Origin of the sequence: Mesorhizobium sp. RIZ17, assembly GCF_051127865.1 — a bacterium.
GTDB classification, from domain to species: Bacteria; Pseudomonadota; Alphaproteobacteria; order Rhizobiales; family Rhizobiaceae; genus Mesorhizobium; species Mesorhizobium humile.
On record NZ_CP147861.1, the window covers coordinates 1,250,601 to 1,275,407 of the forward strand.

24 protein-coding genes, 1 tRNA gene and 1 pseudogene are annotated in these 24,807 nt (G+C 63.4%); 12 read left to right on the forward strand and 14 right to left on the reverse strand.

What is annotated here, in order from left to right; genetic code table 11:
• Positions 1 to 176: 176 nt before the first annotated feature.
• The 3 genes from WDX12_RS06155 to WDX12_RS06165 form a co-directional block, all read right to left on the reverse strand.
• Positions 177 to 1,094 (reverse strand): glutathione S-transferase family protein, encoded by a 918-nt coding sequence (locus tag WDX12_RS06155; protein ID WP_434724274.1) that lies wholly within the window; start codon positions 1,092 to 1,094, stop codon positions 177 to 179.
• A 22-nt stretch (positions 1,095 to 1,116) separates the two neighbouring features.
• On the reverse strand, positions 1,117 to 1,698 hold the full coding sequence (locus WDX12_RS06160; protein ID WP_320296556.1) for a VOC family protein: 582 nt from the start codon (positions 1,696 to 1,698) through the stop codon (positions 1,117 to 1,119).
• A 230-nt stretch (positions 1,699 to 1,928) separates the two neighbouring features.
• Complete coding sequence (locus WDX12_RS06165; RefSeq protein WP_434724275.1) at positions 1,929 to 2,354, reverse strand: helix-turn-helix domain-containing protein; 426 nt, start codon at positions 2,352 to 2,354, stop codon at positions 1,929 to 1,931.
• A 148-nt stretch (positions 2,355 to 2,502) separates the two neighbouring features.
• Here WDX12_RS06165 and WDX12_RS06170 point away from each other — a divergent pair, with 148 nt between their 5' ends.
• Both WDX12_RS06170 and WDX12_RS06175 read left to right on the forward strand, forming a co-directional pair.
• Positions 2,503 to 3,585, forward strand: a complete 1,083-nt coding sequence (locus tag WDX12_RS06170) for a sensor histidine kinase (protein ID WP_434724276.1) — start codon at positions 2,503 to 2,505, stop codon at positions 3,583 to 3,585.
• Complete coding sequence (locus WDX12_RS06175; protein ID WP_434724277.1) at positions 3,582 to 4,247, forward strand: response regulator transcription factor; 666 nt, start codon at positions 3,582 to 3,584, stop codon at positions 4,245 to 4,247. Before WDX12_RS06170 ends, WDX12_RS06175 begins: the two co-directional genes overlap by 4 nt.
• Before the next feature lie 169 nt (positions 4,248 to 4,416).
• Here WDX12_RS06175 and WDX12_RS06180 read toward each other — a convergent pair whose 3' ends face one another.
• The 4 genes from WDX12_RS06180 to WDX12_RS06195 form a co-directional block, all read right to left on the reverse strand.
• Positions 4,417 to 4,617: a hypothetical protein gene (locus tag WDX12_RS06180; protein WP_320296552.1), complete on the reverse strand. Its 201-nt coding sequence runs from the start codon at positions 4,615 to 4,617 to the stop codon at positions 4,417 to 4,419.
• 164 nt (positions 4,618 to 4,781) lie between these two features.
• Entirely contained in the window at positions 4,782 to 5,204 is a 423-nt protein-coding gene (gene mscL, locus WDX12_RS06185) for a large conductance mechanosensitive channel protein MscL (protein ID WP_434724278.1), read from the reverse strand.
• Between the two features lie 36 nt (positions 5,205 to 5,240).
• The gene (locus WDX12_RS06190) at positions 5,241 to 5,582 is read right to left on the reverse strand and encodes a DUF2853 family protein (protein WP_320296550.1); all 342 of its coding nucleotides are present in this window, start codon (positions 5,580 to 5,582) and stop codon (positions 5,241 to 5,243) included.
• 102 nt (positions 5,583 to 5,684) lie between these two features.
• Positions 5,685 to 6,035 (reverse strand): YidB family protein, encoded by a 351-nt coding sequence (locus WDX12_RS06195; RefSeq protein WP_434724279.1) that lies wholly within the window; start codon positions 6,033 to 6,035, stop codon positions 5,685 to 5,687.
• Between the two features lie 341 nt (positions 6,036 to 6,376).
• Between WDX12_RS06195 and WDX12_RS06200 the strand changes: the two genes are divergently transcribed.
• Genes WDX12_RS06200 through WDX12_RS06210 form a run of 3 tightly spaced genes read left to right on the forward strand, consistent with a single transcriptional unit; the run spans position 6,377 to position 9,106 of the window.
• Positions 6,377 to 6,730 (forward strand): hypothetical protein, encoded by a 354-nt coding sequence (locus tag WDX12_RS06200; protein WP_320296548.1) that lies wholly within the window; start codon positions 6,377 to 6,379, stop codon positions 6,728 to 6,730.
• A gap of 1 nt (position 6,731) precedes the next feature.
• The gene (locus tag WDX12_RS06205; protein ID WP_434724280.1) at positions 6,732 to 8,600 is read left to right on the forward strand and encodes an OmpA family protein; all 1,869 of its coding nucleotides are present in this window, start codon (positions 6,732 to 6,734) and stop codon (positions 8,598 to 8,600) included.
• A 17-nt stretch (positions 8,601 to 8,617) separates the two neighbouring features.
• A complete protein-coding gene (locus WDX12_RS06210) occupies positions 8,618 to 9,106 on the forward strand; it encodes a hypothetical protein (protein ID WP_320296546.1) in 489 nt (162 codons plus the stop codon).
• A gap of 58 nt (positions 9,107 to 9,164) precedes the next feature.
• Here WDX12_RS06210 and WDX12_RS06215 read toward each other — a convergent pair whose 3' ends face one another.
• On the reverse strand, positions 9,165 to 10,055 hold the full coding sequence (locus WDX12_RS06215; RefSeq protein ID WP_434724281.1) for an FHA domain-containing protein: 891 nt from the start codon (positions 10,053 to 10,055) through the stop codon (positions 9,165 to 9,167).
• Between the two features lie 212 nt (positions 10,056 to 10,267).
• On the opposite strand from WDX12_RS06215, the pseudogene WDX12_RS06220 reads away from it, so the two are divergent.
• A pseudogene (locus WDX12_RS06220) lies at positions 10,268 to 10,492 on the forward strand (SOS response-associated peptidase); the annotation flags it as partial.
• Positions 10,493 to 12,759: 2,267 nt separating this feature from the next.
• On the opposite strand, the gene WDX12_RS06225 reads toward WDX12_RS06220, so the two are convergent.
• The 3 genes from WDX12_RS06225 to WDX12_RS06235 form a co-directional block, all read right to left on the reverse strand.
• Positions 12,760 to 12,834: transfer RNA gene (locus tag WDX12_RS06225), tRNA-Glu, on the reverse strand.
• A gap of 188 nt (positions 12,835 to 13,022) precedes the next feature.
• A complete protein-coding gene (locus tag WDX12_RS06230; RefSeq protein WP_320296771.1) occupies positions 13,023 to 13,436 on the reverse strand; it encodes a VOC family protein in 414 nt (137 codons plus the stop codon).
• Between the two features lie 34 nt (positions 13,437 to 13,470).
• Positions 13,471 to 13,854: a fimbrial protein gene (locus WDX12_RS06235; protein WP_434724282.1), complete on the reverse strand. Its 384-nt coding sequence runs from the start codon at positions 13,852 to 13,854 to the stop codon at positions 13,471 to 13,473.
• Between the two features lie 26 nt (positions 13,855 to 13,880).
• Between WDX12_RS06235 and WDX12_RS06240 the strand changes: the two genes are divergently transcribed.
• Complete coding sequence (locus WDX12_RS06240) at positions 13,881 to 14,945, forward strand: RluA family pseudouridine synthase (protein ID WP_434724283.1); 1,065 nt, start codon at positions 13,881 to 13,883, stop codon at positions 14,943 to 14,945.
• A 216-nt stretch (positions 14,946 to 15,161) separates the two neighbouring features.
• Complete coding sequence (rpoH, locus tag WDX12_RS06245; protein WP_112100827.1) at positions 15,162 to 16,073, forward strand: RNA polymerase sigma factor RpoH; 912 nt, start codon at positions 15,162 to 15,164, stop codon at positions 16,071 to 16,073.
• 303 nt (positions 16,074 to 16,376) lie between these two features.
• On the opposite strand, the gene WDX12_RS06250 is transcribed toward rpoH, so the two are convergent.
• The 3 genes from WDX12_RS06250 to WDX12_RS06260 all read right to left on the reverse strand — a co-directional run bounded on the left by WDX12_RS06250 (position 16,377) and on the right by WDX12_RS06260 (position 17,871).
• Positions 16,377 to 17,036: a peroxiredoxin gene (locus tag WDX12_RS06250; RefSeq protein WP_434724284.1), complete on the reverse strand. Its 660-nt coding sequence runs from the start codon at positions 17,034 to 17,036 to the stop codon at positions 16,377 to 16,379.
• 191 nt (positions 17,037 to 17,227) lie between these two features.
• Positions 17,228 to 17,593 carry a cell division protein ZapA gene (locus WDX12_RS06255; protein WP_140647887.1) on the reverse strand — a complete coding sequence of 122 codons (366 nt, stop codon included), beginning with the start codon at positions 17,591 to 17,593 and terminating at the stop codon, positions 17,228 to 17,230.
• Positions 17,594 to 17,598: 5 nt separating this feature from the next.
• Positions 17,599 to 17,871, reverse strand: a complete 273-nt coding sequence (locus WDX12_RS06260; RefSeq protein WP_023763725.1) for a DUF4164 domain-containing protein — start codon at positions 17,869 to 17,871, stop codon at positions 17,599 to 17,601.
• 260 nt (positions 17,872 to 18,131) lie between these two features.
• On the opposite strand from WDX12_RS06260, the gene tkt reads away from it, so the two are divergent.
• The 4 genes from tkt (at position 18,132) to WDX12_RS06280 (ending at position 24,732) form a co-directional block, all read left to right on the forward strand.
• Positions 18,132 to 20,123, forward strand: coding sequence for a transketolase (tkt, locus tag WDX12_RS06265; protein WP_434724285.1), 1,992 nt, complete (start codon positions 18,132 to 18,134; stop codon positions 20,121 to 20,123).
• A 155-nt stretch (positions 20,124 to 20,278) separates the two neighbouring features.
• The gene (gene gap, locus WDX12_RS06270; RefSeq protein WP_320296540.1) at positions 20,279 to 21,289 is read left to right on the forward strand and encodes a type I glyceraldehyde-3-phosphate dehydrogenase; all 1,011 of its coding nucleotides are present in this window, start codon (positions 20,279 to 20,281) and stop codon (positions 21,287 to 21,289) included.
• 194 nt (positions 21,290 to 21,483) lie between these two features.
• Positions 21,484 to 23,373 (forward strand): potassium/proton antiporter, encoded by a 1,890-nt coding sequence (locus tag WDX12_RS06275; protein WP_434724286.1) that lies wholly within the window; start codon positions 21,484 to 21,486, stop codon positions 23,371 to 23,373.
• Positions 23,374 to 23,535: 162 nt separating this feature from the next.
• Positions 23,536 to 24,732, forward strand: coding sequence for a phosphoglycerate kinase (locus WDX12_RS06280; protein ID WP_434724287.1), 1,197 nt, complete (start codon positions 23,536 to 23,538; stop codon positions 24,730 to 24,732).
• Positions 24,733 to 24,807: the final 75 nt, after the last annotated feature.

A 24,807-nucleotide genomic window follows, 5' to 3' on the forward strand; every position in this document is an offset into this window, starting at 1 on the left:
GTCGGCGCCGCAATCATACTGTCGTGATTGCGGCGCGATGGCCGGAAAAGCAAAAGGCCGGCACGGAGCCGACCTTTCCCTTGCCTCGTCATGGCGCCAGTACATCCGTGGTCGCGGCGAGGACTGCGACCAGTAGACAGGCCTTAGGTAAACGAAACCTTAACCCCGAAGGACTGTTACGCCCTGGCCTGCGATTTCACATGCGCGATGTAGCCGCGCACGTCGCCGGCGGGTTCGGCGTAAGCCTTGCCGAGCTTCTTCTCCAGCGCCGCCATGTATTCCTTCGCCCATTTGGGCAGCGCGTAGTCGATGACCGCCAGGAATTCGAGCGTTGCCGCCAGCCTTATATCGGCGATCGACGGGTTGTTGCCGCCGATGAACGGCTTGCCGTCGCGAAAGAAAGAGTGAAACACCTCGAGCGGCTCGGCGATCGCGGCCATTGCCGCCTTCTGCGCTTCCGATTTCTTGTCGGGGTGGGCGTCGCTGTGACCGACCTCGCCGGCATATTGCGGGAAGCCGAGCGCCGGGTAGGTCGCGCGCGCGACGTAAGGGTAAAGCGTGCCGACCAGATAGAACATGGCGCTGTCGACCATCGCCCGCTTGGCCGGCGCCTTGGGATAGAACTTATCCAGCCCGTGCTTGTTGGCGAGGTACTGCATGATGGCACAGCTTTCCCACAGCACGCCGCGCGGCAGGCCCTTGTCCTCGATCATCGGCGTCAGATGCGCCGGATTGCGCGCCAGGAACTCGGGCGAACGCGTATGGCCCCAGGCATCGGTCTCCGCCGGATCGAGCCCGGCCGCGCGCGCGAACACCCGCACGGTCATGTTGTTGACGCTCGGCCTCAGCATGCTGAGTTTTACACCCGGCTTCTTAGCCGGCTTCACTTTGGCCTTAGGCGCGGCCTTTGCCGTCGCTTTAGGCGCGGCTTTTGCCGTCGCTTTAGGCGCGGCCTTCGCCGTCGCTTTGGGTGCGGCCTTGGCCGTCGCTTTGGGTGCGGCCTTGGCCGTCACTTTAGGCGCGGCTTTTGCCGTCACCTTCGCGGCCGCCTTGGCCGCGGGTTTCTTTGCACTCTTCGTTGCAGCTTTTGCCATGTCGGTCCTCCCTCTGACCCGGTTAATAAGGATTTTTTGCCGCCCTGTTTTCCGACAGGGTTTCGCGTGACCGCTCGACCAGCGCCTGGATGGCGTCGGCCAGGTGCAGTTCGGCGATGTTGTAGTCGCCGCGCGCCACGCGGATCTTGTGCGCCTCCATCAGCACGTCGGCATGGGTGAAGCCGGCCGGCGGGTCGAAGCGGTAGGAGGCGAGCTCGATCAACAGTCCCAGCGGATCCTCGAAATAGATCGAGTCCATGAAACCGCGATCCTTGACGCCGCTGTGCTTGATGCCGCGCTCGTCGAGCCGCGCGACCGCCTGCAGGAAGGTGACCCGCGACACCGAGAACGCGATGTGGTGGACGCAGCCGATATCGGTCGGTGTCCGCCGCCTGACCGGGGTCCGGCTCTCGTCGGTGAAGACGGTGATCAGCCGCCCGTCGCCCGGATCGAAATAGAGATGGCTTTCGCTCGCCTTGTCGAGATTGGGCTGCTCGAAGATGAAAGGCATGCCGAGCACGCCCTCCCAGAAGTCGATCGAGGTCTGGCGCCCGGCACCGACCAGCGTGATGTGATGAACGCCTTGCGACTGCAGCTTCTGCATTGGCTCCTCCCCGCCTGCTCTTGCGCCTTGCCGGCTGGCGGGTTTCCAAGGGCCTGGCCGCGCTTGGACCAGCCCTAGGCACGCGACCGCCGCCCGGTTCTCGTCGCGCTCCGAATTCCGCATCTTGTCGGATCGCGGCCGGAGCATCGATGAGGGGATGCTAATTCAATCCGAGGCGTTGCGCCAGAAGCGCTGACGCTTCACGGGGTAGGCGCGGGCGTCTCGATCCCTCAGGTCGGGATCCAGGCCACGGTCCTGCCGGTATCGCTAGGAACACCTCCGATTCCGGCCGATAAATGAGGCGAAATGGCACCCAGGGGTACTTCCAGGATGTGCGCGATTGCCTTGAGGGTCTTGGTGGAGGCCGTCTTTCCGGAGCGCTCTATCTGCGACAGCATGCTCGGGGTTATTCCGGCCTGGGCGGCGAGCTGCCTTCCGCTCAGGCCGCGCAGGACCCTGACGGCGCGAACCGGGTTCTCGCCGGCGGCGATCCTGTCGAGGACGCGCTTGGGCAAAGGACTGGTGGCGGCAGGCTCGTCAAGCTCGCTCACACCCGCCATCGCGGTCCGCTTGAGTATGCGGAACTGGGATTCCGGCAGCACGACCATGCGCTCTTTCGAGCCCGGGTGCCTGATGAATTGGACGTTTAGCTTCATGGCAACCTTCGACCTACCTTCTTGGACGAGGAAGGGATATCTGCCGAAAGTCAGGGGCGACGATGACGAAAGTCATATTCGTTTGCGGCCGGTTCGGGCTTACGTCAAAGTGGACTGCCGCGCCCCGCGGTTGTTTTTGCGAGAACGAATGATCGATATCGGCACAGAATTACTGCCGGCCGCGCAAGCGGAAGTCATCGGGCTTGCTGTTTTGCGGGCCGACAGGACAGTTCAGCAAAAAGTGGGGCGCTTGGTCGAGTGGCTCCCCGCCCTTGGAGCGGACTGCTGCCTGTGCACGCTGCTGGTCGGCATGGAGGCCGAGATGGCGGCCTTGTCCGAGGGACGCCGCGACCTGATCGCCTTGTCGGGCGTGCGGGCCGAATTGCCGGGGCTGGACCGCCCCGTCACCGCTGTGATCCTGTGGAATGGCGATCGATCGCACTACGTCGTGATCGCGATGCCCGACTTCACGGCGCGCCAGGCCGAGATCATGTTCGAAAGCGAGCGGCGCGCCCGACGCTTGATGGAGCAGCAGCTGGAAGCCGCCAATTCCGAGGTGCGCTTCGCGACGCTCGCCCGCACCCGCCTTCGCCTGGCGCGCGACCTCCACGACACGCTCGTGCATTCGATCATCGCGTTGCTGACGCAGATCCGGTTGACGCGGCATTTCCTGGCGACCGATCCAGCCCGCGTTGCGGACGGGCTCGCGATTGCCGAGGAAGCCGCGATAGCCGGCCTGGCGCGGGCGCGCGACGCCATCGCCCGGCTCAGGATGCCCGACGATCTTGAGTCTGGTTCGGATGTCGAGAAGATGCTGTCGGACTTCGCGCAGCAGACCGGCATCGAGGTCTCCACGCAAATCGATGACGGAGCTCGCCCCGGGCTGCAGGATCACGAGACGACGATTCGGCGCATCGTCGGCGAGGCGTTGCGTAACGTCGAGGCGCACGCGAAGGCGCGACGGGTTCGGTTCGACGCGGTCGTGGAGAGAACCGAAGCTGGCGGAAGGCTTGTTGTCGATGTCCGCGACGATGGACGCGGCTTTGACGGGGCCGTCCCTAAACAGGGGCATTTCGGGCTGATTGGAATGGCCGAATTCGCCGAGCTCGCCGGGGGACAATGCGCGGTCGAAAGCGCGCCGGGGGCGGGTACGCTGGTTAGGACATCCCTGCCCCTGACCGTGTCGGCGACGAACGAACGGCCCAGCAGCGGCGAGCGTATAGCCGGATGACCGATCCGCAGCTCAAACCCGAAAGGATACGCGTGCTGATCGCCGAGGATCAGACATTGATCCGGGAAGGCCTTGCCACGCTGCTTGCCCAGCAAAACGACGATTTCGAGATCGTCGGCGCCGCCGCCGATGGCGAGCAGGCGATCGAGTTCGCGCGTCGGTACCGTCCGGACGTCGTCTTGATGGATCTGCAGATGCCGCGCGCCGACGGCGTCACGGCAACCCAGCGTATCCTGCGCGAATTTCCGGGAACCGGCATCGTCGTCCTGACCACGTTCGACACCAACGACCTGATCTTCGAGGCTGTCAGCGCCGGAGCCAAGGCATATCTGCTGAAGGACTCCAGGATCGACGAGATCGCGGCGACGATCCGAACCGTAGCGAACGGCCAATCCGCGCTTTCACCCGGTGTCGCCGCGAAAATCCTCGAGGAATTCAAGCGATTGCGTCCGCGCCACGCCCCGGCGAGCGCGCCGGCGCGCGGCGACCTCACCGCGCGCGAGAACGAAATCCTCAAACTGATCGTCGAAGGCAAGAGCAATGGCGAAATCGGCGCCCAACTGCATTTGGCCGAGGGGACGATAAAGAACTACGTCAGCACGATCCTGGAGAAGTGCGGGGCCAAGAACCGGACCGAACTGGCCATCAAAACGATAGGCTGAGCGATCTCGCGGGTTAACGCCCGTCCGGCACGGCAGGGCCGTCGATTGCTCAGAAAGGCCCGCGGCTCGGGGTTTAGGAAAGCCACGGGGAAGTCTGGTTGCCTGAGTTCCTGTTCTTGGCGGCAGGTCGGAGAAGACGACGCCGGTGCCTCGCTGAGGCCCTCGACGGCTATTTCCTTGCCTGATTGCGAGCTTCGATTTCACGAAGCGCCAGTATGGTCAGGACCATCTCGGCGCTGCCAACCGACGGTCGCGGCGCGAGCAGGCGCACGAGTGCGTTGAGCCGCTCGGTATCCATTTCGGCCAAATGGCCTTTGACGGTCCGCATGGTATCGTCGAGCTTCGTCAGCAATTCCGCAACGATCGTCATGTCCGAAGCCTTGCCCATGGTTCGCGGGCGATTTTGTTAGAGGCGGAACGCTGTGCTGAAGATTTCCGCTGATCGGCCGAGAGGGCTTGCGGATTGAGAAACGACGCAGTCTGGAGCGAGATCGAGGCGGCCGGACCAGGGTCCGGCCGCCTCGAACGATTCTGCTATTTTCTCGCGAGCAGGTCGCGGATTTCGGTCAGAAGCTGCACATCGGCAGGCGGCGGCGCGGCGGCAGGGGCCGGCTTTTCGCGCTCAAGCCGCTTGCGCATATTGTTCACCGCCTTGACCATCAGGAAGATGATGAAGGCAAGGATCAGGAAGTTCAGCACCACGGTGATGAAGCTGCCATAGGCAAAGACCGCGCCCTCTTTCTTGGCATCGGCCAGCGTGGCCGAATGGACGTTCGAGGACAGTCCGAAGAAGTAGTTGTTGAAGTCCAGCCCGCCGAAGATCGCGCCGACGATCGGCATGATGATGTCGTTGACGAGTGAATCGACGATCTTGCCAAAGGCGGCGCCGATGATGACGCCGACGGCCAGGTCCATCACATTGCCCTTGGAAATGAATTCCTGGAATTCTTTCAGCATCCCCATCTCCTCTTAGCCATTTGCCTGTTGCCGCCGTCAGGCGAAGACGCTCTCGCGCCTGAAATGCTTGACGAGCAGATAGTAGAAGACCGCGCGATGTTTGTTGCGGTTGGTGCGGCCGTACTGGTCGATGACCCTGGCGAGCCCCGCGTCCAGGCCGGCATCGGCCGCGAGCCCCAGTCTTTTGACGAGAAAATTCTGCTTGACCCGTTCCAGCTCCTCCTTGTCCGAAGCCGAAACGGTGGATGCATCCTTGTCGTAGATCGCCGGGCCGCAGCCCTTCGTCACCTTCGTCAAGAGATCCATATCCGCCGTAAGGCCGCACTTCACCCTCAGGTCCGCCGCATATTTGCTGATCAGTTCGTCTTGCTTGCTCACACGCTTGCCCTCTCGTTTCCGGCTGAACAGCGACGTTGCCGTCGAGCCGCGCGGCCTGGTTGCCGCAAAGCCATGTCCGGATTTGTCTTGTCGCCCGTGGTGTCAGCCGCGGCGCGTCGCGAGCACCCCGTCGGGGCTGGCCTGGTCGACGGCGGCCGGAAGATGCTGTGCCAACACGGCGGCCACCTGATCCAGCGGAATCCCGAACTGGCTCGCCAGTTGCTGAAGACGTTGGTCGCCAAGAGCCGACTTGATCTCGTCGGGCGCGATCGGAAGATTGGCGCCGTTGGTGCTCAGCCAGGATTCGACGCGGTCGCCGAGACCCGACTTCTGCAGCATGGCAAGCACCCCCTGATAACCGCCAACACTGGTCAACGCATCCGCCAGGAGGTTCGAGCCTCCGCCCTGCTGCCCGCCCTGCAACGCGCTTTGCAGACTGTCCAAAAATCCCATCCGGAAACCTCCCGTCGAAAATCACGTCCGCCGTCGCGCAGCGTTCAGTCGTTCTGATCTAGGTCGTTTCGTCGGGTCGCGACACCTGACGAAGGTCAGGACCGGAGATGACGAAGGTCATATTCGGCGGCAGCCTGACAGCCTCGATCCGATCAGGCTCGAAGGATGACTGGCGTGAGGGTAGTCATTGCGATAGGTGACGATGGACATGGCGGCGCGAATGCCACGCTCGACCTATGACAGCCCGGCGACGGCAATAAGTCGATTGCCTGTCGCACGAATTAGGATTTGATATAACGATCGTCACAGTGTCAGTGAGCGTGGAAAACCGGGGAACGAACATGAAAGCCGCCGAGCAAGCTGGAAAAGCCAAGGATGGAGCCGCATCCGCCAACGGATCGGAAGCGACCATCCATCCCGACGCGACGATCGATCAGGTTCGCAATCTCCTGTTCGGAGGCGCGCAGCGATCGATCGAGAGCAACCTTGCCGGCCTGCGCGAGGAAATGCAGGCCACCATCAAGCAGCTCCAGGCGGACTTTGCCAAAGAGCTCGCGATCCTGCAGGCGCACATCCTGGAACTTGAGCGGGAGACCGAACAGAAGCGGCTCGCCTCGCAAAGGGACATCGGCGCCGCGATTTCGGAGCTTGGAGCAACCATCAGCGGGCTAGGGTCCGGCCGCGCGGGAAAGTAGCATGACGTCCGCCGCCGGCCAGAACCGTGAGATCGAGCAGCTTAGAAAACTGCTCTTTCAAACGGAGGCGGCGCGTCTCGAGGCGCTGGGGGCGGACGTCGCCCTGCTTCAGCAGTATATAGGCAGCCCCTCCCGCCTGGAAACGGCAACGGCCGACATCCTCGTCGCAGCGCTGGAGCGCGCCGAGGTCGTTCGGCCGCGCGAACTGGCGAACGTCATCGCGCCATCGGTGGTCTCCGCGATCCGCAGCGAGATCAGGAACTCACGCGACCTCATGGTCGATGCGCTCTACCCGATCACGGGCAGGCTGGTCAGCGCGGCCGTGGCAAACGCTTTCAAGGAACTCGTCGCGCGGCTGGAGCAGCGCCTCAACGCCCTGACATCCACGGAGCTGTGGATCGGGCGCATCAAGTCGCTGGCGACGGGCCGTCCGATCAGCGAGTTCGTTCTGGCAAATGCCAGTCCGCCGCGCGTCAACCGGCTGCTCATGATCGAGCGCGGCAACGGACGCCTCGTCGCGGACTGGAAGCGCCAAGAGACCTCTGACGAGCGGGCCGACCTGCTGAGCGCGATGGTCGCGGCGATCCTGGAATTTTCCGTCCAGGCCCTGGCGGGAGAGGGCAATCTGCAGCAGCTCGATTTCGGCGGACGCGAGATCGTGCTGCGCGCCTCGCCCCGGTTCATCCTGGCGGCGGAATGCATCGGCCCCCTTCGCCCCACCGACGACGCCAGGATCAATTCGCTTTTCTTCGACACGATCGAGACCATGGATGGCGGCATCGGCTGCGACGCGGCCATGCTGGCGTCGCTGGCCTCCTCCATAGAAGCGGGTCCTGCCGTGGAGCCGAAGCCGCGTCGGAGCGCAAAGGTCGTCCTGTTCGTGCTCGCGGCTCTCGTCGCCGCCGGGTTGGCATGGCTGGCGAGCGTCTATTGGACCCGCACGATGCTGGAGCGCCGCACCAACGATGCGCTCCAGGAACTGGCCGGCAAGGAACCGCTGCTGGAAACGTTTCCGCTGCGTCTGGATTTCGACCACCGCAACCGCAGCGTCTCGGTCTCCGGCATAGAGCCAAGCCAGGTGCAGACGGCTCCGCTGATCGACGCCCTGGCCACGGCCGCCACGCCCTATCGGGTCGTCGGCCGAATCGGCGTCGTGCCAGGCACGGAACAATTGGCGACGCTCAGCGCCGACATCGACGCCCTGCGGCAATCGGCGACCGGCCTCCAGGCGGGCATCGACGAAAACCGCCGGGCGCTCGCTGAACTGCGGCAATCTCTCGCCGGCTTGCAGAGGTCCGCCGGCGAAACCGGCGAAGCGGTTGCCGGTCAGCGGCAGTCCCTCGCCAGCTTGCAGGCCCGCATCGATCAGGCGCGCGTGCCGAGTGAAGAAGAGGCGAAATCCCTTGCCGGCCTGCAGGCAGGCCTTGACCAGACACGGGCAGCGCTCACCGAGGAAACAAAATCCAGGAACCAGCAATATGATGCCATGCGGTCGATCGCCGACGGCCCCGCCGAGCGGCTCGATCGCTTCATGACCGCGACGGCAATCTTCTTTGGCGACGCCGACGCCTTTGCCGATGACAAGGCGGCCGACCAGCAGATCCGCGATCTGGCCGGACTTCTTGCGGGCAACGACCTGAGGATCCGGGTCGTCGGGCACGCGGATGACACCGGAACGGAAACGACCAACCGCGCGGTCGCCCGCAAGAGAGCGGATCAGGTGGTGAGGAAATTGACCTCGCTCGGGATCGAGCCGTCGCGGTTGTTCGTGGTTTCGCGCTCGTCATCGATGCCGATTTCCGACGTGCCGAGCGAAGGCAACCGCCGCGTCACCTTCGAAAACGTGTTCCGCGCCGAGCGCCCTCAATGATGCTCAGCGCAAAGGTCATGCTGCTTGGCGACATGGGTGTGGGCAAGACGTCCATCATGTATCGCCTCGTGCACGATCGCTTCGACGGCGAATACAAATCGACGCTCGGTGTCGAGGTGCTCAGCTACGATGTTCCGGCCGATCCGGTCCGCGGCGGCGACGCGGCGCGCCTCGTGCTATGGGACACCGACGGCGATTTCGGGACGCGCATCTTCGACACCGTCTACGTGACCGGCGCGTCGGCCGCCATCGTCGTGTCGGACGTGACGCGCCCGCAAACCGTGACGCGCATGGTCGAGCTGGTTCGCAGCTTCGAGACGAGATTTCCGGGCAGGCCGTACAGGGCCCTCGTGAACAAGATCGATCTCGCCGAAGCCCCCGGCAGTGCCGAAGAGATCGGCCAGCTGCCGCGATCGAGCGTCAAGTTCGTGAGCGCCAAGAACGGCGAGGGAATCGTGGAGGCCTTTGCCGAGCTCGCCGAAACGATACGGCGCCGACAGCTTTAACTTTAGATCGGTCGGTGTGGCTTTGCCTTGACGGTCGCGGCTAACGACCTCAGCCGGGTCAGCTTGAGGTAATTTCGTAGTGAAGAAGCTGGGCGTCGCCGAGCGACGATGTCCGTCCAGGCGAGATGACGCCGGAGCCGAAGAGCAGAACATCTTCACGGCGCACGAATACTTCATGGCCGGGTCCCATCGACAAAAATGTGCCCGACGAGCTTCGCTCAATAAACCGGGCCTTGCCGTTCGAAATGGTGAAAGTCGCGTGGTGCCGTGAGACCCAGGGCCGCTGGACGACGATATTGCATTCGGGAGATCGGCCGATCGTCACCGATTCGTTGTTTCGGCAGGTTCGCAACTGATCTCCATAGCGGATGACCAGATTGATCTGCCGCGGCAGGGCGGAGCGCCTGTCGACAAAGGTGCCCCGGCTGGTGATGTGCGTGCTGGGAACCCCGTCGTCTCTCCCCAGCGTATAGACATCGAAGAGTTCTTGCTTCCCCTTGAAGGCCATTTTGTCGAGAAGCCGCAAGGCACCGCGGCTGCCTGCGGAAAGGGCTTCGAAGAAGCTCTGGCTGATCAACACCTCCCCGGGATTGGCCGTGCTGGACAACCTTGCGGTGACATTGACAACGTCGCCGAATAGCGCGCCCCGGGCGCGAATGACCGCCCCGAAATGCAAACCGATACGGGCGCTCAACGGTCCTTTCGTCAGTTGGCTGCTGATTTGGCAGACAGCCCCCAGCGCCGCCTCCGGTCTCTCGAACAGGCTGAGCACGTCATCGCCCTTCGAGTAAATGAAATCACCGCCGTGCCGGCCGGCGATCTCGCGTATCACGTCCAGGCAATCCGACACCTGCTGCAGGGCGGCATCGTCGCCGATGCGCTCATAGAGCGGCGTGCTGCCCACGACATCAGCCAAGAGGACTGCGGCTAGAAGTCTTTCCTGATCCATCGACCCGTATCCGCCCCGAGAACGCGGCGTGTATAACATAACAAAGTTGCCCTTGACCTATCCATGCAGTTCTCGGTGACGGGAATGGATTCAGGGCCGGGCGTTCATGACGCGGCTCGATTGTTCGAGATAACAGCTTGGTGCTTGGCGAGCTACTCGGAAGGGCTCCGCTGACGCTGTTCCTGCGTAGGCAGTTCGCGCAGCGTTGCGGCTTCATGACCTCCAAACCGAATGCTTTGGTAGCGCCGATCCACGAGAAGGCCATGCCGGTGATCCTGACTACGCAGGAAGAGATCGAGACGTGGATGACAGCGGCATGGTCGGAAGCAAAGGCGCTCCAGCGCACGACACCTGATGACGCGCTGGTCATCGCCGACAAGCCTGCGACGCAGATCAAGTTTCCGCAGCAGGCGCAAGCACAAGGTTCGATGTTATGAGACGGACCAACCCGTCGAGGGCTCCGGCCAAAACGGGCGAAAACGCCGCGCAGGGTATTGTTGCGGGATCGCTAATACTACGGTCTGGTTTTAGCCGTCTTGCCCCCGAGTTGACTAGGCTCGGCGGTCAGCCCAACTCACCCCAACGCGGACTGCCGGGCCGCATCAGGCAAACCCTTTTGCCAGTGTCTGTCTAAGCCGTTGCAGGGGTTTTCTGCAATCGGGCGGCGGCAGTGTAACGTCCTCCGTTCGTACGGCGAGTGAATTAGCAGTCCCTGATATAATGACATTCAGGTCGGCGTTTTGTTCCTACCCCTAACCCCGCGCCGGCCAGGCCCGGCTCGCGCGCGGCACCCCCCGCCTTACGCGGCCGGGCCGCCCTAGGGCCGCTACTGTTACCCCGATGGACTGCCCACCCGATGCGCGGTCGAGTGTCGCTCGAAAATTGCGAGCTTGTGCCTATAAGTCATTCGCACAGTTGCAGAGCAACCCTCACATCTGAAGGTTGCGACGCTCTTGATCCAAGAGCCTTTCTTGACAATCTTCCTATGGCACTCCGGGCAATCAAACATCAGGTTCTTGTCGCCCAGGTCATTTGATAAGGGCATACGCATCCCCCAGCCAAGCACGTACCCCAACACCTTTGCTCGGACTGATCGCATACACGATCCTTTACAACTGTAAGCTTCGTCACACTGGCGCGCATGCGGCCAGGATTGAGCTGCTGCGGTCCAGCACAAGCTTGTGTGGGCGCTCGCCAGTGGCGCAGGCAGACCGCCCGGCGTGATCTTATGCCGGTCGTTTCGTGAACGAAAAAGGCGGGCCTTCCGGAGCCCGCCGCCGGCTTGAGGGCGCCCCGCGACGGGCCGGCAGACGGGTACGCACCCGTTGTTTCCGCTCAAGCTCTCGGGTTGCTAATCGCCAACTCGTCCAGTTCCCGACTATTGGGTCGAGCACCTCATCACAATGAAGGGCGACATGCGCAGGCAGCTATGGGATCCATTCTGAAATATTCACGGGGAATTTCTAAGATGGACGCAGTAGGCCTTTATCGATGTCCTGGAAATCCGCCCTTTGCCTGCATCCTGGATAAGGCCAACTGCAATTACATGGCCCAGGACGCCTACCGTGCTGGGGGGATCAAGCCGGACTTTGACGCATTGCCGTGGGAAGCTGACTACAGGGCCGCAAAGCAAAATTCTAGAAAGGCATGACTGTTGGAATGCGGCCTCGCCAGCCACCGGCGCGCTTGCCAAGGGCTTCCGCGATCACACCATTTCTGGCATCCGCCACTTTAGTCATACTGCATATGCGGCGGACCACGGTTCGCCAGGCCGGCGCACCCTTAGGCAATCTCCAACGAGAGGCGCCGGCCACCCCTAGCCCGCTGCGGGTGATGGTGGCACATCTTGCAGCGGGCTATCGGTGAATATTAGCAATTTCTTGACTAAGCCGCCTGCCGTGCCAGAGTCCATAGGATGGACATTCCGTTAGCGCCTACTAAAAAAGCGCCAATGACGGGCGGAACGATTCTCCGTGTTTGCGCTTTCTGGGTGCATGGCCCCGCTGCCACCAATCCAATCGCCTCTGCTTCCTGATGGGAGCCCCGACCGCCCCATCAACTGCGAAGTTGCCCTCGAGCCCGCGTTTGAAGCTTTGGTGAAGGCCTCCCTTGTTAGAGGCTGGTCGGCGCAGGAAGTCTCCGAAACGCTGCTCAAACTCGCGACAGAACATGCGGAAACGGTTATGGGGCGCGAAAGAGTGGCCGCGCGGCTGTACCGTTGGCGCGTCAGCAGCTTGCTGGATATGTACGTTAGCCAATTCTTCGGCAGACTTAGGTGAATGCCTCGCCCGTCTACTACTAATGCATGTCGCGCAAAAGTGACCTCGGTTTTGCGGCAACGACATGCATCAACGAAGGACCTAAAGCGCGTCGCCTGAATCCGTTCCAGCGCGACGCGCTTTAGACCCTCGCCACATTTTTTGGAGCATTCTCCGTCGCGGGGAAAAGGGCTTGAACAAAGTACGACAGCCGGTTCCGACCAATGGCTCAGGCGCACCGGTGCTAGGTGCTCCCGCCGACTGCGGTTGGCGAGCGTACCGCGTGGCCTGATCTTCGTCGCCGTAGCCGCTGCAAGCGCCTTCGTCACCGGAATGGCAGCGTCGTCGCGACGCATCTTACATTGCAAAATTGCAGCGCTCGGAAGGCTTATTTGACCGTTATTTGACGGTTCCGTCCGCCGTATCGCTAAGTGATTGAAAATATTTGGTACGCCCAAGGGGAATCGAACCCCTGTTCCCGCCGTGAGAGGGCGGTGTCCTGACCGCTAGACGATGGGCGCGCTCAAGAACCGGCTACATAGGCTGGCGGCGGGGAAAAAGCAACCGAGCAGATTCCGGAAAAGTGTCGTGCGGTTTTCCGGCAGAAATCCGCGACAAACAAAAAGACCCAAGCGGGGCATTCGTTGGCTTGCCAAGGAATGCCCCGCTTGGGCTTTCGACCGCTTTGCGCTTTGACGAGTGGCCTTGGTTAGCCCTGCCGCTTCGGCTCGATCAGGTCCCAGAGATTGCCGTGGAGATCGGCGAACACCGCCACCGTGCCATAGGCCTCGTGGCGCGGCGCTTCGCGGAACTCGACACCCCTGCCGAGCATCGCTTGGTGGTCGCGGGAAAAATCGTCGGTTTCCAGGAACAGGAAGACCCGGCCACCGGTCTGGTTGCCGATGCGGCTTGCCTGCTCCTCGCCGGAGGCCTCCGCCAGGAGCAGCCGCGCACCCTGGCCGTTCGCCGGCGCGACGGTGACCCAGCGCTTGCCGCCGCCGAGATCGACATCTTCGGTGAGCACGAAGCCGAGCCGCTCGACATACCAGGCGATCGCCTCGTCGTAATTGCCGACGACGAGCGCGACGGTCGCGATGCTGCGGTTTACGGCAAAGCCGCTCATGTCCGCGGCAAACTCGTTTGTCCGCATTGCGGGCTCATTTGTTTCGGATTGGGAACTGGCCGATGACGCGGCGCTCTGCGATGTCGTAGACGAAGATCGAACGGCTACCGTCGGCAAGCTCGGCGTCGATCGACAGGCGGTTGCCGGAGAGCGACTGGCTGACCACCTTGGCGCCGACCGGCAGCACGATGTCGCCGGAGAGCGGCGCTCCAGAGGGCGCCTGGACCTCGCCGGCCGGCGCCGGGCCGGCGACAGGGGCGTTGCGGGCTTTGTAGACAAGCGCCCCGATCACCACCATAAGGGCGAGGAACAGAAGGCCGAGATTGACGATCATGAAGCGGACGAGCTTGCGGCGCACGTTCTCGGCCGCGGGGTCGAGCGGCTTTTCCTCATCTTCATCGGCGATCGGCCGGGCCATGGCTAAACAATCCGCAACGGGTTTCGATGAGCGCTCATAACGAAGAGACCCCGATATTGATAGAGGACGAATTGGCGGACGAGGAATCCGGCGAAGCCGTCGTGCTCGAAGCCGGCACGGACGCCGCCGGCCAGCGGCTCGACCAGTGGCTTGCCGGCCGGCTCGGACCGGAGCTCTCGCGCAGCCGCGTGCAGGCGCTGATCAAGCAAGGCGCGGTCTCCATCGCCGGCAAGCCGGTGCTGGAAGCCAAGCGCAAGCTGATCGCCGGTGAGCGGATTGAGATCCTGGTGCCCGCGCCGGAACCGGCCGAGCCGCAAGGCGAAGACATTCCCCTCGACATCCTCTACGAGGACGACGAGCTCATCGTGATCGACAAGCCCGCGGGACTGGTCGTCCACCCCGGCGCCGGCAACTGGACCGGCACGCTGGTCAACGCGCTGATCCATCACTGCGGCGACAGCCTATCCGGCATCGGCGGCGTCAGGCGGCCGGGCATCGTCCACCGGCTGGACAAGGAGACCAGCGGCGTCATGGTCGTGGCCAAGACCGACCGGGCGCACAAGGCCCTGTCGGAGGCCTTTGCCGATCACGGCCGCACCGGCGATCTCGAACGCGCCTATCTGGCGCTGGTCTGGGGCATCCCGCAACGGCAGGCCGGCACCATCGACGCCGCGCTCGGCCGCGCCGCCGACCGCGTCCGCCGCGCCGTGGTGCCGGAAAGCCGTGACGATGCCCGCCATGCCGTCACCCATTTCAGCGTTGTCGAACGCTTCGGCGAGGACCAGCAGGCTTTCGCCAGCGCAAGCCTGGTCGAATGCCGGCTGGAGACCGGCCGTACCCACCAGATCCGCGTCCACATGGCCCATATCGGCCACCCCGTGATCGGCGACCCGGATTACGGGCAGGCCTTCCGCACCAAGGCCAACCGTCTGCCCGAACCCTTGAAAACCAAGGTCACCGCCTTTCCGCGGCAGGCCTTGCATGCCTGGCTCCTTGAATTCCGGCATCCGACCACCCATCTGATGATGAGGTTCGAAGCGCCGATGCCGGCAGACATGGAGGAACTCGTCGGCGACTTCCGAAAAATTTGAACCGACCCGCCACCAACAAGCTGCAAACCAGCCATCAAAAAACCTGACCGGCGTTGTTCACTTCAGCGTGACAGACTGTTTAGCGTTGAACAAATGCCTGTCTTTTCTGGTTTTGTTCCTATATATAGAGGTTGTCGCGGATGAGCCTTTGGCATCCGTGACGAATGCCCGCCGCGTTTCGGGGGCATCCACTCCAAAGAGAGAGGGGGCGCTATCATGGCCCAATCATTACCCAGTATCGTTTCCGGTGAAGGCGGTCTCGCCCGCTACCTGGAAGAAATCCGCCGCTTTCCCATGCTTCAGCCGCAGGAAGAGTACATGCTCGCCAAGCGTTATGCCGAGCATCAGGACACTACGGCTGCCCACAAGCTCGTCACCAGCCATTTGCGGCTCGTCGCCAAGATCGCCATGGGCTATCGCGGCTACGGCCTGCCGATCGGCGAGGTGATCTCGGAAGGCAATGTCGGCCTCATGCAGGCCGTTAAGAAATTCGAACCGGAGCGTGGTTTCCGGCTCGCCACCTATGCCATGTGGTGGATCAAGGCCTCGATCCAGGAATACATCCTGCGCTCGTGGAGCCTGGTCAAGATGGGCACGACCGCCAACCAAAAGCGCCTGTTCTTCAACCTGCGCAAGGTGAAGGGCAAGATCCAGGCGCTCGACGATGGCGACTTGAAGCCCGACCAGATCGCCGAGATCGCCACCCGCCTCAATGTTTCCGAGGCGGAAGTGGTGTCGATGAACCGCCGCCTGTCGGGCGACGCTTCGCTCAACGCCCCGATCCGGGCGAGCGAGGGCGAGTCCGGCGAATGGCAGGACTGGCTGGTCGACGACCACGAAAGCCAGGAAGAGATGCTGATCGAGCAGGACGAGCTGGAAAACCGGCGCTCCATGCTGTCGGGCGCTCTGTCGGTGCTCAACGAGCGCGAGCGGCGCATCTTCGAGGCACGTCGCCTCGCCGAGGAGCCGCTGACCCTGGAAGAGCTGTCGGCCGAGTTCGATATCAGCCGCGAGCGCGTGCGCCAGATCGAGGTGCGCGCCTTCGAGAAGGTGCAGGACGCGGTCAAGGCCGCCGCCAAGCGCCAGACCCAGGCGCTGCGCACCATCGAGGCGCAGCCTGCGGCGTAACAAGCTCAAGGTATCAATGGATAAAGGCGGCGCTTCGGCGCCGCTTTTTTGTTTTTGGCGAAGGCGGCGAATTAGCCCCTTTCTCCCCATCACCATACGGGGAGAAATGCCCGGTTCATCCTCCGTAGCTGCAGCGCAGCTGCTGCGAAGGAGGGCAGGACAATGAGGGGCAGCGCCGACGCTGCGAGGTTAATTGCTCAGCACAGATCTCCGAGCAGCTTGGCGCTCCATCCTCGACCGCCGCGCCGCCCCTCATCCGCCCTTCGGGCACCTTCTCCCCGTGGAACGGGGAGAAGGAAAGGCTCACGCCGAGGGCTGCTTGGTCTTCCTCAGATAAGGCAGCACCGTCTCGTACGCCCCAAAACGCTTGATCGCGTCCTCGTTGGAGACGGCGGCGGTGATGATGACGTCGTCGCCCTGCTTCCAGTTGGCCGGCGTCGCCACCTGGTGCTTGGCCGTCAGCTGGATGGAATCGATGACGCGCAGGATCTCGTCGAAGTTGCGGCCCGTGGTCATCGGATAGGTCAACACCAGCTTGATCTTCTTGTCCGGACCGATGACGTAGACCGAGCGCACGGTGGCGTTGTCGGCCGGCGTGCGGCCCTCCGAGCTCTCGCCGGCACCGGCCGGCAGCATTTCATAGAGCTTGGCGACATGGAGGTCTTTGTCGCCGATCAGCGGATAGTTCACCGTATGGCCGGTGGCGGTCTTGATGTCGGCCTGCCACTTGTCGTGGCTGGACACCGGATCGACCGAGATGCCGATGATCTTGACGTTGCGCTTTTTGAAGTCGCTTTCGAGACCGGCCATGGTGCCGAGCTCGGTGGTGCAGACCGGCGTGAAATTCTTTGGGTGGCTGAACAGCACCGCCCAGCCGTCGCCGATCCAGTCGTGGAACTTGATGGTGCCCTGTGTGGTCTCGGCCGTGAAATCCGGCGCGATATCGTTGATACGAAGACTCATGGCCTATCCCTACCCTATTTTGAAAAATTGTAGCCGGCTTGCGGCTGGCCGTTGCCGGCTCCGAAGCCTAGCACCATCACTGCACCGGTAAAACGCCGCACACGATGGCGGCGGCCCTCACGGAACAAAAATTTTCGCTGCCATCGGTGAGCCGCGGCAGGATTTTCTACTTCCGATAGAGGAGAAGCCGCTCAGGCCTTCTTTAACGCCAGCGTCGCCGCGAGATCTTCCATGCGCTGCGCCAGCGCGCCGAGCGCCGTGGTCAGCACGCTGTCGCTTTTGTCGGCCTTGGTCAGCGCCTCGTCGCGGGTCTTTCGCAAGGTCAGCACTTCGCTCTCCATGCCCTTGACGCGCTTGGTGAGCTCCGAGAGCTCGTCCATCACCATGATGCCGGCCATGACGGTGAGCCGCTGGTCGCCGATCTCGCCAAAGGAATCCTTCAGATGCGAGACATAGCGGTCGAAGCGCTCGGCAAGGTCGATCAGATGCTCTTCCTGGCCCTCGTCGCAGGCCATCCGGTACTGCTTGCCGTCGATGGAAACGGTGACCTGTGCCATTGACCCTACCTGTCCAGAACCGCCCGGATGGTTTCCATGGCGGTCACCAGCCGGCGCGACACTTCCTTGTTGGCATCTTCAAGCCGCTCGGCGCGCGCTTCGGAATTGTCGAGCTCCTGCGCCAGGCGCGAACGGTCGGCGTTCATGCGCTGCACCTCGGCCTCGGCTTCCGAATAATCGCGCTCATGCTCAAGCTTCGCCGCCACGGCGTTTTCCAGCCCTTCCATGGCTTTGCCCAGCCTGGCGATGACTTCCTTGAGGGTCGTTTCCCCGGTCATGGCCTCGTCCTATGCCCTGCCCATCACCGAATCGCTCGCGTTCAGAACGCGTTACCTCGGAAAGATTAGGCACCGGGTGAAGGGCGCGTCAACAAAGCTCTCGCGACTGTCCCCCGCTATCGCTAATGTAAGGCGCTCGATGCCATCACAAGCCCGGCAAAATCCACCCCGATTTGTTGACTAAAAGGCCGTGCCTGCTATGTGTCGCGGCATCTTTTCCAAGGGCTCTCCCCAGGCTCCAACCCACTTCCGGAGGAAGCATGACGTCGCGTGAACAACATGATCGGATGGCCAACGCGATCCGTTTCCTTTCCATGGATGCCGTCGAGAAGGCGAACTCCGGTCACCCCGGCCTGCCGATGGGCTGCGCCGACATCGCCACGGTGCTGTTCAGCCGTTTCCTGAAATTCGACGCCAAGGCGCCGCACTGGGCCGACCGCGACCGCTTCATCCTGTCGGCCGGCCACGGCTCGATGCTGCTCTATTCGCTCCTCTACCTCACCGGCTATGAGGATATGACGATCGACCAGATCAAGCATTTCCGCCAGCTCGGCTCCAAGACCGCCGGCCATCCCGAATACGGCCATGCCGCCGGTATCGAGACCACCACCGGTCCGCTCGGCCAGGGCCTTGCCAATTCGGTCGGCTTCGCGCTCGGCGAGCGCATCATGAACGCCGCCTTCGGCAACGACCTCGTCAACCACTACACCTATGTGCTGGCCGGCGACGGCTGCCTGATGGAAGGCGTCTCCCAGGAAGCCATCGCGCTGGCCGGGCATCTGAAGCTGAACAAGCTGATCGTCTTCTGGGACAACAACAACATCTCGATCGACGGCCCGGTCTCGCTGGCCGACAACACCGACCAGGTCGCCCGCTTCCAGGCTTCCGGCTGGAACGCCAGCCATATCGACGGTACCGATCCGGAAGCGATCGCCTACGCCATCGAGGCGGCGCGCCATTCCGACAAGCCGACGATGATCGCCTGCAAGACCACCATCGGCTTCGGCGCTCCGACCAAGGCCGGCACCAACAAGGCGCATGGCTCGCCGCTGGGTGCCGAGGAAATCGCCGGCGCGCGCAAATTCTTCAACTGGGAATCGCCGCCCTTCGAAATTCCCGCCGACATCCTCGACGCCTGGCGCGCCGTGGGCAAAAACAGCACCAAGGCGCGCGCCGACTGGGAAGGTCGCCTGGCCAAGGCCGAGCCGACGCTGAAGGCTGAGTTCGAACGTCGCCTCGCCGGCAAGCTGCCGTCGAATTTCGACGCCGTCATCGCCGACTACAAGAAGAAGCTCTCGGCCGACAAGCCGAAGGTCGCCACCCGCAAATCGTCGGAAATGGCGCTGGAAGTCATCAACGGCGCGGTGCCGGAAACCATCGGCGGCTCGGCCGATCTCACCGGCTCCAACAACACCAAGACCAGCCAGACCAAGAACATCACGCCCGACGACTACGGCCAGCGTTATGTCCATTACGGCATCCGCGAGCATGGCATGGCGGCGGCGATCAACGGCCTGACGCTGCACGGCGGCCTGATCGCCTATGGCGGCACCTTCATGTGCTTCTCCGACTATGCCCGCCCCTCGATGCGACTGGCCTCGCTGATGGGCATCCGCTCGATCTTCGTCATGACGCATGACTCGATCGGCCTCGGCGAGGACGGCCCGACCCACCAGCCGGTCGAGCATCTGGCGGCGCTGCGCGCCATCCCGAACCACAATGTCTTCCGCCCGGCAGACGCGGTCGAGACGGCCGAATGCTGGCAGATCGCGCTCGAATCCGAAAAGACGCCGTCGACGCTGGCGCTGACCCGTCAGAACCTGCCGACGGTGCGCACCGAGCATTCGGCGAAAAACCTCTCCAGCCAGGGCGCCTACGAGCTGGCCGCCGCCAGCGGCGAGGCCGTGGTGACGATCTTCGCCACCGGCTCCGAGGTCGAGATCGCCCTCGGCGCGCGCGACCTGCTCGAAAAGCACGGCCATCCGACCCGCGTCGTCTCGGTGCCCTGCTTCGAGCTGTTCGACCTGCAGAGCGAGGATTATCGCAAGAAGACGATCGGCAACGCCAAGGTGAAGGTCGCGATCGAAGCCGGCATCCGCCAGGGCTGGGACCACCTGATCGGCACCGACGGCATCTTCGTCGGCATGCACGGCTTCGGCGCCTCGGGCACGATCGAACAGCTCTATCCGCATTTCGGCATCACCGCCGATGCCGCGGCCAAGGCGGTCGAAGCCCGCCTGCACGGCGAGTAGGAATTGCCTCGGGCCCGGCAGCGCCGATAGACGGTTTTGCCGGGCTGGACCAACCTAATCGATTTAAATGCGACGTTCTGCGGCTGGATTCTTGGGCCTTCCGCCGTTATGAAGCTGCGGACCCATCCGCTTTCCAGCCCCCAAGGGAGAGAACAATGACCGTCAGAGTTGCCATCAACGGATTTGGCCGCATCGGCCGCAACATCCTTCGCGCCATCCATGAATCCGGCCGCAAGGACATAGACGTGGTCGCCGTCAACGACCTCGGCCCGGTCGAGACCAACGCGCACCTTTTGCGCTACGACAGCGTGCATGGCCGCTTCCCGCATGAGGTGAGTGTCGATGGCGACCAGATCTCGGTCGGCAAGGAGAAGTTCAAGGTCACCGCGATCAAGGATCCGACCCAGCTGCCGTGGAAGGAGCTCGGCGTCGACATCGCGCTCGAATGCACGGGCATCTTCACCGCCCGCGACAAGGCCGCCGCGCACCTGACCGCCGGCGCCAAGCGCGTCCTCGTTTCGGCTCCGGCCGAAGGCGCCGACCTCACCGTCGTCTACGGCATCAACCACGACAAGCTGACCAAGGACCACATCGTCATCTCGAACGCGTCCTGCACCACCAATTGCCTGGCGCCGCTGGCGGCGGTGCTGCACGAGACCGTCGGCATCGAGAAGGGCATGATGACGACGATCCACTCCTATACCGGCGACCAGCCGACGCTGGACACCATGCACAAGGACCTCTACCGCGCCCGCGCCGCTGCGCTCTCGCAGATCCCGACCTCGACCGGTGCTGCCAAGGCGATCGGCCTCGTGCTGCCCGAGCTCAAGGGCAAGCTCGACGGCATTTCGATCCGCGTGCCGACCCCGAACGTCTCGGTCGTCGACTTCAAGTTCATCGCCAAGCGCTCGACCACCGCGCAGGAAATCAACGAGGCGGTCATCGCCGCCTCCAAGGGCAAGCTGAAGGGTGTTCTGTCCGTCACCCATCACCCGAACGTGTCGATCGACTTCAACCACGATCCGCATTCCTCGATCGTCGCGCTCGACCAGACCAAGGTGATGGACGGAAACTTCGTTTCGGTGCTCTCCTGGTACGACAACGAATGGGGCTTCTCGAACCGCATGGGCGACACCGCCGTCGCCTTCGGCAAGACCATCGCCTGATCGCTGCCGTCAATTTACAGTTCAAGGCGCCCGGCTTCAGCCGGGCGTTTTCGTTTGTACGGCCCCGACCGCTAAACTTACCGAAAATCAGCGGCATAAGGCGAAAAACCACGCTGTTGCCTTGCACTGGTCACGTCTTCGCCCCACTCTCCCGCAAAGCCACGGATAGAGGGATTCTGGAGGGGCAATAGCGGATGGAGCATGCGATCTATCTCGTGACGCTGGTCGGTACGGCGCTCATTGTCGCCGCCGCGTTTTCGAGCCTGATCGCCTTCCGCTTCGGCGCTCCCCTGCTGCTGCTCTTCCTCTGCATCGGGCTTGCCACCGGCGTCGACGGCCTCGGTATCGAATTTGACAATGCCCGGCTGGCTTATTTTGCCGGCTCGTTGGCCTTGGCCGTCATCCTGTTCGATTCCGGTTTCGGCACGCCGCTCAACGCGCTCAGGCAAGCGGCCGGGCCGGCGCTGTCGCTGGCCACGATCGGCGTTATCCTGACCACGGCCATCTTCAGCACCGCCGCCTCCTATGTTTTCAAGCTCAGCTGGCTGGAATCCTCCCTGCTCGGCGCCGCGGTCGCCTCCACCGACGCGGCCGCCGTGTTCTTCCTGCTGCGCGCCGGCGAAATCCATCTGCGCGAGCGCGTGCGTTCGACGCTCGAAGTGGAATCCGGCACCAACGACCCGATCGCCATCTTCCTCACCATCACCCTGGTCGAGATCATCGCCGCGCATGCCAACCCGGAAGCCAATGTGCTGGCCACCAACCTTTTGCTCGGCTTCCTCGCCAATATGGGGCTCGGCGCCGTCATCGGCGTCCTCGGCGGCTTCGGCATCGTGCGCCTTGTCGAGCGGCTCAATCTCGACCACGGCCTGCTGCCGATCTTCGTGCTGACGCTGTCGCTGATGGTGTTCGCGGCAGCCGGCGCCATCGGCGGCTCGGGCTTCCTTGCCGTCTACCTTGCCGGGCTGATCGCCGGCAATTCCGACATCCGCGCCGTCACCATCCTGAAGCGTTTCCAGGACGGCATGTCGTGGCTGGCGCAGATCATCATGTTCCTGATCCTCGGCCTGTTCGCCACGCCCTCGCAATTCCCGGCAATCCTGGTGCCGGCGGTACTGCTCGGCCTATTCCTGATCTTCGTGGCGCGCCCGGTGGCGGTGTGGCTCTGCCTGGTCCCGTTCCGCCTGCCGCGGCCGGAGGTCGCCTTCGTCTCCTGGGTCGGCCTGCGCGGCGCGGTCTCGATCCTGCTTGCCATCACGCCCTTGCTTGGCGGCCTCGAACATGGCCGCCTGATCTTCAACGCCGCCTTTATCATCGTGCTCGTGTCGCTGGTGGTGCAGGGATGGACGGTCGGTCCGCTGGCGCGCCGCCTTGGCCTGATCGTGCCGGCGCGTCTCGGGCCGCTGGACAAGGTGGAGCTCGAATTGCCGGGCTCGGCGCATCATGAGCTGCTCGCCTATCGCGTCGCGCCCGGCAGCCCGGTGGCGCGCGGCGAGCGCATCCCGCGCTGGGCCAGGCCCTCTCTGGTGCTACGCGACGGCCGCTCGATGCGCTTCCAGGACATGGGCCGGTTGGCGGCCGGCGATCAGGTCTACATCTTCGTGCCGGATCGCTATCCGCGTCTGCTCGACAAGCTTTTCGCCAGCCGCGCCGTGGTCGACCCCGAGGATGCCGATTTCTTCGGCGCCTTCGCCCTCGATCCGGCCCGCTCGGCAGCCGAACTGGAAGCAGCCTATGGGCCAGGCCTGACCGAAGCCGAGCAGAAGCTCACCGTCGCCGCGCTGGTTTCAGACCGGCTCGGCGGCCATCCCGAATATGCCGACCGCGTGGTGATCGGCCCGATCGAGCTGATCGTGCGCGATGTCGATGAAAAAGGCAGGATCACCGGGCTTGGCCTATCCTTCGAGCCGACCGCGCCGGTGGCGCGCGTGCCGGTGTTCATGAGCGCCGGCGAGATCGGCGACCGCATCGCAGCCATCATCCGCAACTGGCGCAGGCCGGCGGAAGAACAGGCGGTCGAGGACCTGCCAATCGAGACCGTGGCGTCCGGGCCGGACGGGCGGAAGGCAACCGGCGAAGGCTGATGTCTCACGGCGACATCATTTTTGCGCGTGCGCCGTCAACGCGACCCTTGCATCGTCCTTCGCGCCGGGTATGGTCGCCGCGTTTTCGCTAGAGCAATTCCAGGAAAAGTGTAGGCGATTTTCCGTCTGGAATTGCGTCAAACGCACTAAGAAGGAACGACCATGGCCGGCTTCAAGACACTCGACGATATCGGCGCCGTCAGCGGCAAGCGCGTCCTGGTGCGCGTCGACCTCAACGTTCCCGTCGCCGACGGCAAGGTGACCGACGCCACCCGCATCGAGCGCATCGCGCCAACCATCGCCGAGCTCTCGAAAAAGGGCGCCAAGGTGATCCTGCTTGCCCATTTCGGCCGCCCCAAGGACGGCCCCTCTGCCGAGTTCTCGCTCGAGCCGATCGCCAGGGCCGCGGCTGACGTTCTCGGCCGCCCGGTCGGCTTCGCCGCCGACTGCGTCGGCGACAAGGCTGCGGATGCCGTCGCCGCCATGAAGGACGGCGACGTGCTGCTGCTCGAAAACACCCGCTTCTACAAGGCCGAGGAGAAGAACGAGCCGGGCTTCACCGAAAAGCTCGCCGCCAATGGCGACATCTATGTCAACGACGCCTTTTCCGCCGCGCACCGCGCGCATGCCTCGACCGAAGGCCTGGCGCGTCATTTGCCGGCCTATGCCGGCCGCACCATGCAGGCCGAGCTCGACGCGCTGGAAAAAGGTCTCGGCAATCCGGTCCGCCCGGTGGTGGCCATCGTCGGCGGCGCCAAGGTCTCGAGCAAGATCGACCTTTTGATGAACCTCGTGAAGAAGGTCGACGCGCTGGTGATCGGCGGCGGCATGGCCAACACCTTCCTGGCAGCGCGCGGCACCGATGTCGGCAAGTCGCTCTGCGAGCATGACCTCGCCGACACCGCCAAGCAGATCATGATCGAGGCGGCCGAAGCCGGCTGCGCCATCATCCTGCCCGCCGACGGCGTGGTGGCCAAGGAATTCAAGGCGGGTGCCGCCAGCGAGACCGTCGCCATCTCGGACGTGCCCGCCGACAGCATGATCCTCGATGTCGGCGCAAAGACCGTGCAGAGCGTCAACGACTGGATCGACCGCGCCGCGACGCTGGTCTGGAACGGGCCGCTCGGCGCCTTCGAGATCGAGCCCTTCGACCGCGCCACGGTGGCGGCGGCAAAACATGCGGCGGCCCGCACCAAGGCGGGCAAGCTTGTGTCGGTCGCCGGCGGCGGCGACACGGTGGCCGCGCTCAACCATGCCGGCGTCGCCGACGACTTCACCTATGTCTCGACCGCCGGCGGCGCTTTCCTCGAATGGATGGAAGGCAAGCCGCTGCCCGGCGTCGAGGTGCTGAAGCGCTGAGCCGTCAAGACTTGGCGAGCGGGCACAGCGATCGAGGACTTTCAATCGATTCGAGCTTTTCGGGGTCATTCCTTT

What these genes read in the sequence shown, in the direction of transcription:
- WDX12_RS06155 (WP_434724274.1), bottom strand. Translation starts at nt 1,094, where the DNA reads ATGGCAAAAGCTGCAACGAAGAGTGCAAAGAAACCCGCGGCCAAGGCG.
- WDX12_RS06160 (WP_320296556.1), bottom strand. Translation starts at nt 1,698, where the DNA reads ATGCAGAAGCTGCAGTCGCAAGGCGTTCATCACATCACGCTGGTCGGT.
- WDX12_RS06165 (WP_434724275.1), bottom strand. Translation starts at nt 2,354, where the DNA reads ATGAAGCTAAACGTCCAATTCATCAGGCACCCGGGCTCGAAAGAGCGC.
- WDX12_RS06170 (WP_434724276.1), top strand. Translation starts at nt 2,503, where the DNA reads ATGATCGATATCGGCACAGAATTACTGCCGGCCGCGCAAGCGGAAGTC.
- WDX12_RS06175 (WP_434724277.1), top strand. Translation starts at nt 3,582, where the DNA reads ATGACCGATCCGCAGCTCAAACCCGAAAGGATACGCGTGCTGATCGCC.
- WDX12_RS06180 (WP_320296552.1), bottom strand. Translation starts at nt 4,617, where the DNA reads ATGACGATCGTTGCGGAATTGCTGACGAAGCTCGACGATACCATGCGG.
- mscL (WP_434724278.1), bottom strand. Translation starts at nt 5,204, where the DNA reads ATGCTGAAAGAATTCCAGGAATTCATTTCCAAGGGCAATGTGATGGAC.
- WDX12_RS06195 (WP_434724279.1), bottom strand. Translation starts at nt 6,035, where the DNA reads ATGGGATTTTTGGACAGTCTGCAAAGCGCGTTGCAGGGCGGGCAGCAG.
- WDX12_RS06200 (WP_320296548.1), top strand. Translation starts at nt 6,377, where the DNA reads ATGAAAGCCGCCGAGCAAGCTGGAAAAGCCAAGGATGGAGCCGCATCC.
- WDX12_RS06205 (WP_434724280.1), top strand. Translation starts at nt 6,732, where the DNA reads ATGACGTCCGCCGCCGGCCAGAACCGTGAGATCGAGCAGCTTAGAAAA.
- WDX12_RS06210 (WP_320296546.1), top strand. Translation starts at nt 8,618, where the DNA reads ATGCTGCTTGGCGACATGGGTGTGGGCAAGACGTCCATCATGTATCGC.
- WDX12_RS06215 (WP_434724281.1), bottom strand. Translation starts at nt 10,055, where the DNA reads ATGGATCAGGAAAGACTTCTAGCCGCAGTCCTCTTGGCTGATGTCGTG.
- WDX12_RS06230 (WP_320296771.1), bottom strand. Translation starts at nt 13,436, where the DNA reads ATGAGCGGCTTTGCCGTAAACCGCAGCATCGCGACCGTCGCGCTCGTC.
- WDX12_RS06235 (WP_434724282.1), bottom strand. Translation starts at nt 13,854, where the DNA reads ATGGCCCGGCCGATCGCCGATGAAGATGAGGAAAAGCCGCTCGACCCC.
- WDX12_RS06240 (WP_434724283.1), top strand. Translation starts at nt 13,881, where the DNA reads ATGAGCGCTCATAACGAAGAGACCCCGATATTGATAGAGGACGAATTG.
- rpoH (WP_112100827.1), top strand. Translation starts at nt 15,162, where the DNA reads ATGGCCCAATCATTACCCAGTATCGTTTCCGGTGAAGGCGGTCTCGCC.
- WDX12_RS06250 (WP_434724284.1), bottom strand. Translation starts at nt 17,036, where the DNA reads ATGAGTCTTCGTATCAACGATATCGCGCCGGATTTCACGGCCGAGACC.
- WDX12_RS06255 (WP_140647887.1), bottom strand. Translation starts at nt 17,593, where the DNA reads ATGGCACAGGTCACCGTTTCCATCGACGGCAAGCAGTACCGGATGGCC.
- WDX12_RS06260 (WP_023763725.1), bottom strand. Translation starts at nt 17,871, where the DNA reads ATGACCGGGGAAACGACCCTCAAGGAAGTCATCGCCAGGCTGGGCAAA.
- tkt (WP_434724285.1), top strand. Translation starts at nt 18,132, where the DNA reads ATGACGTCGCGTGAACAACATGATCGGATGGCCAACGCGATCCGTTTC.
- gap (WP_320296540.1), top strand. Translation starts at nt 20,279, where the DNA reads ATGACCGTCAGAGTTGCCATCAACGGATTTGGCCGCATCGGCCGCAAC.
- WDX12_RS06275 (WP_434724286.1), top strand. Translation starts at nt 21,484, where the DNA reads ATGGAGCATGCGATCTATCTCGTGACGCTGGTCGGTACGGCGCTCATT.
- WDX12_RS06280 (WP_434724287.1), top strand. Translation starts at nt 23,536, where the DNA reads ATGGCCGGCTTCAAGACACTCGACGATATCGGCGCCGTCAGCGGCAAG.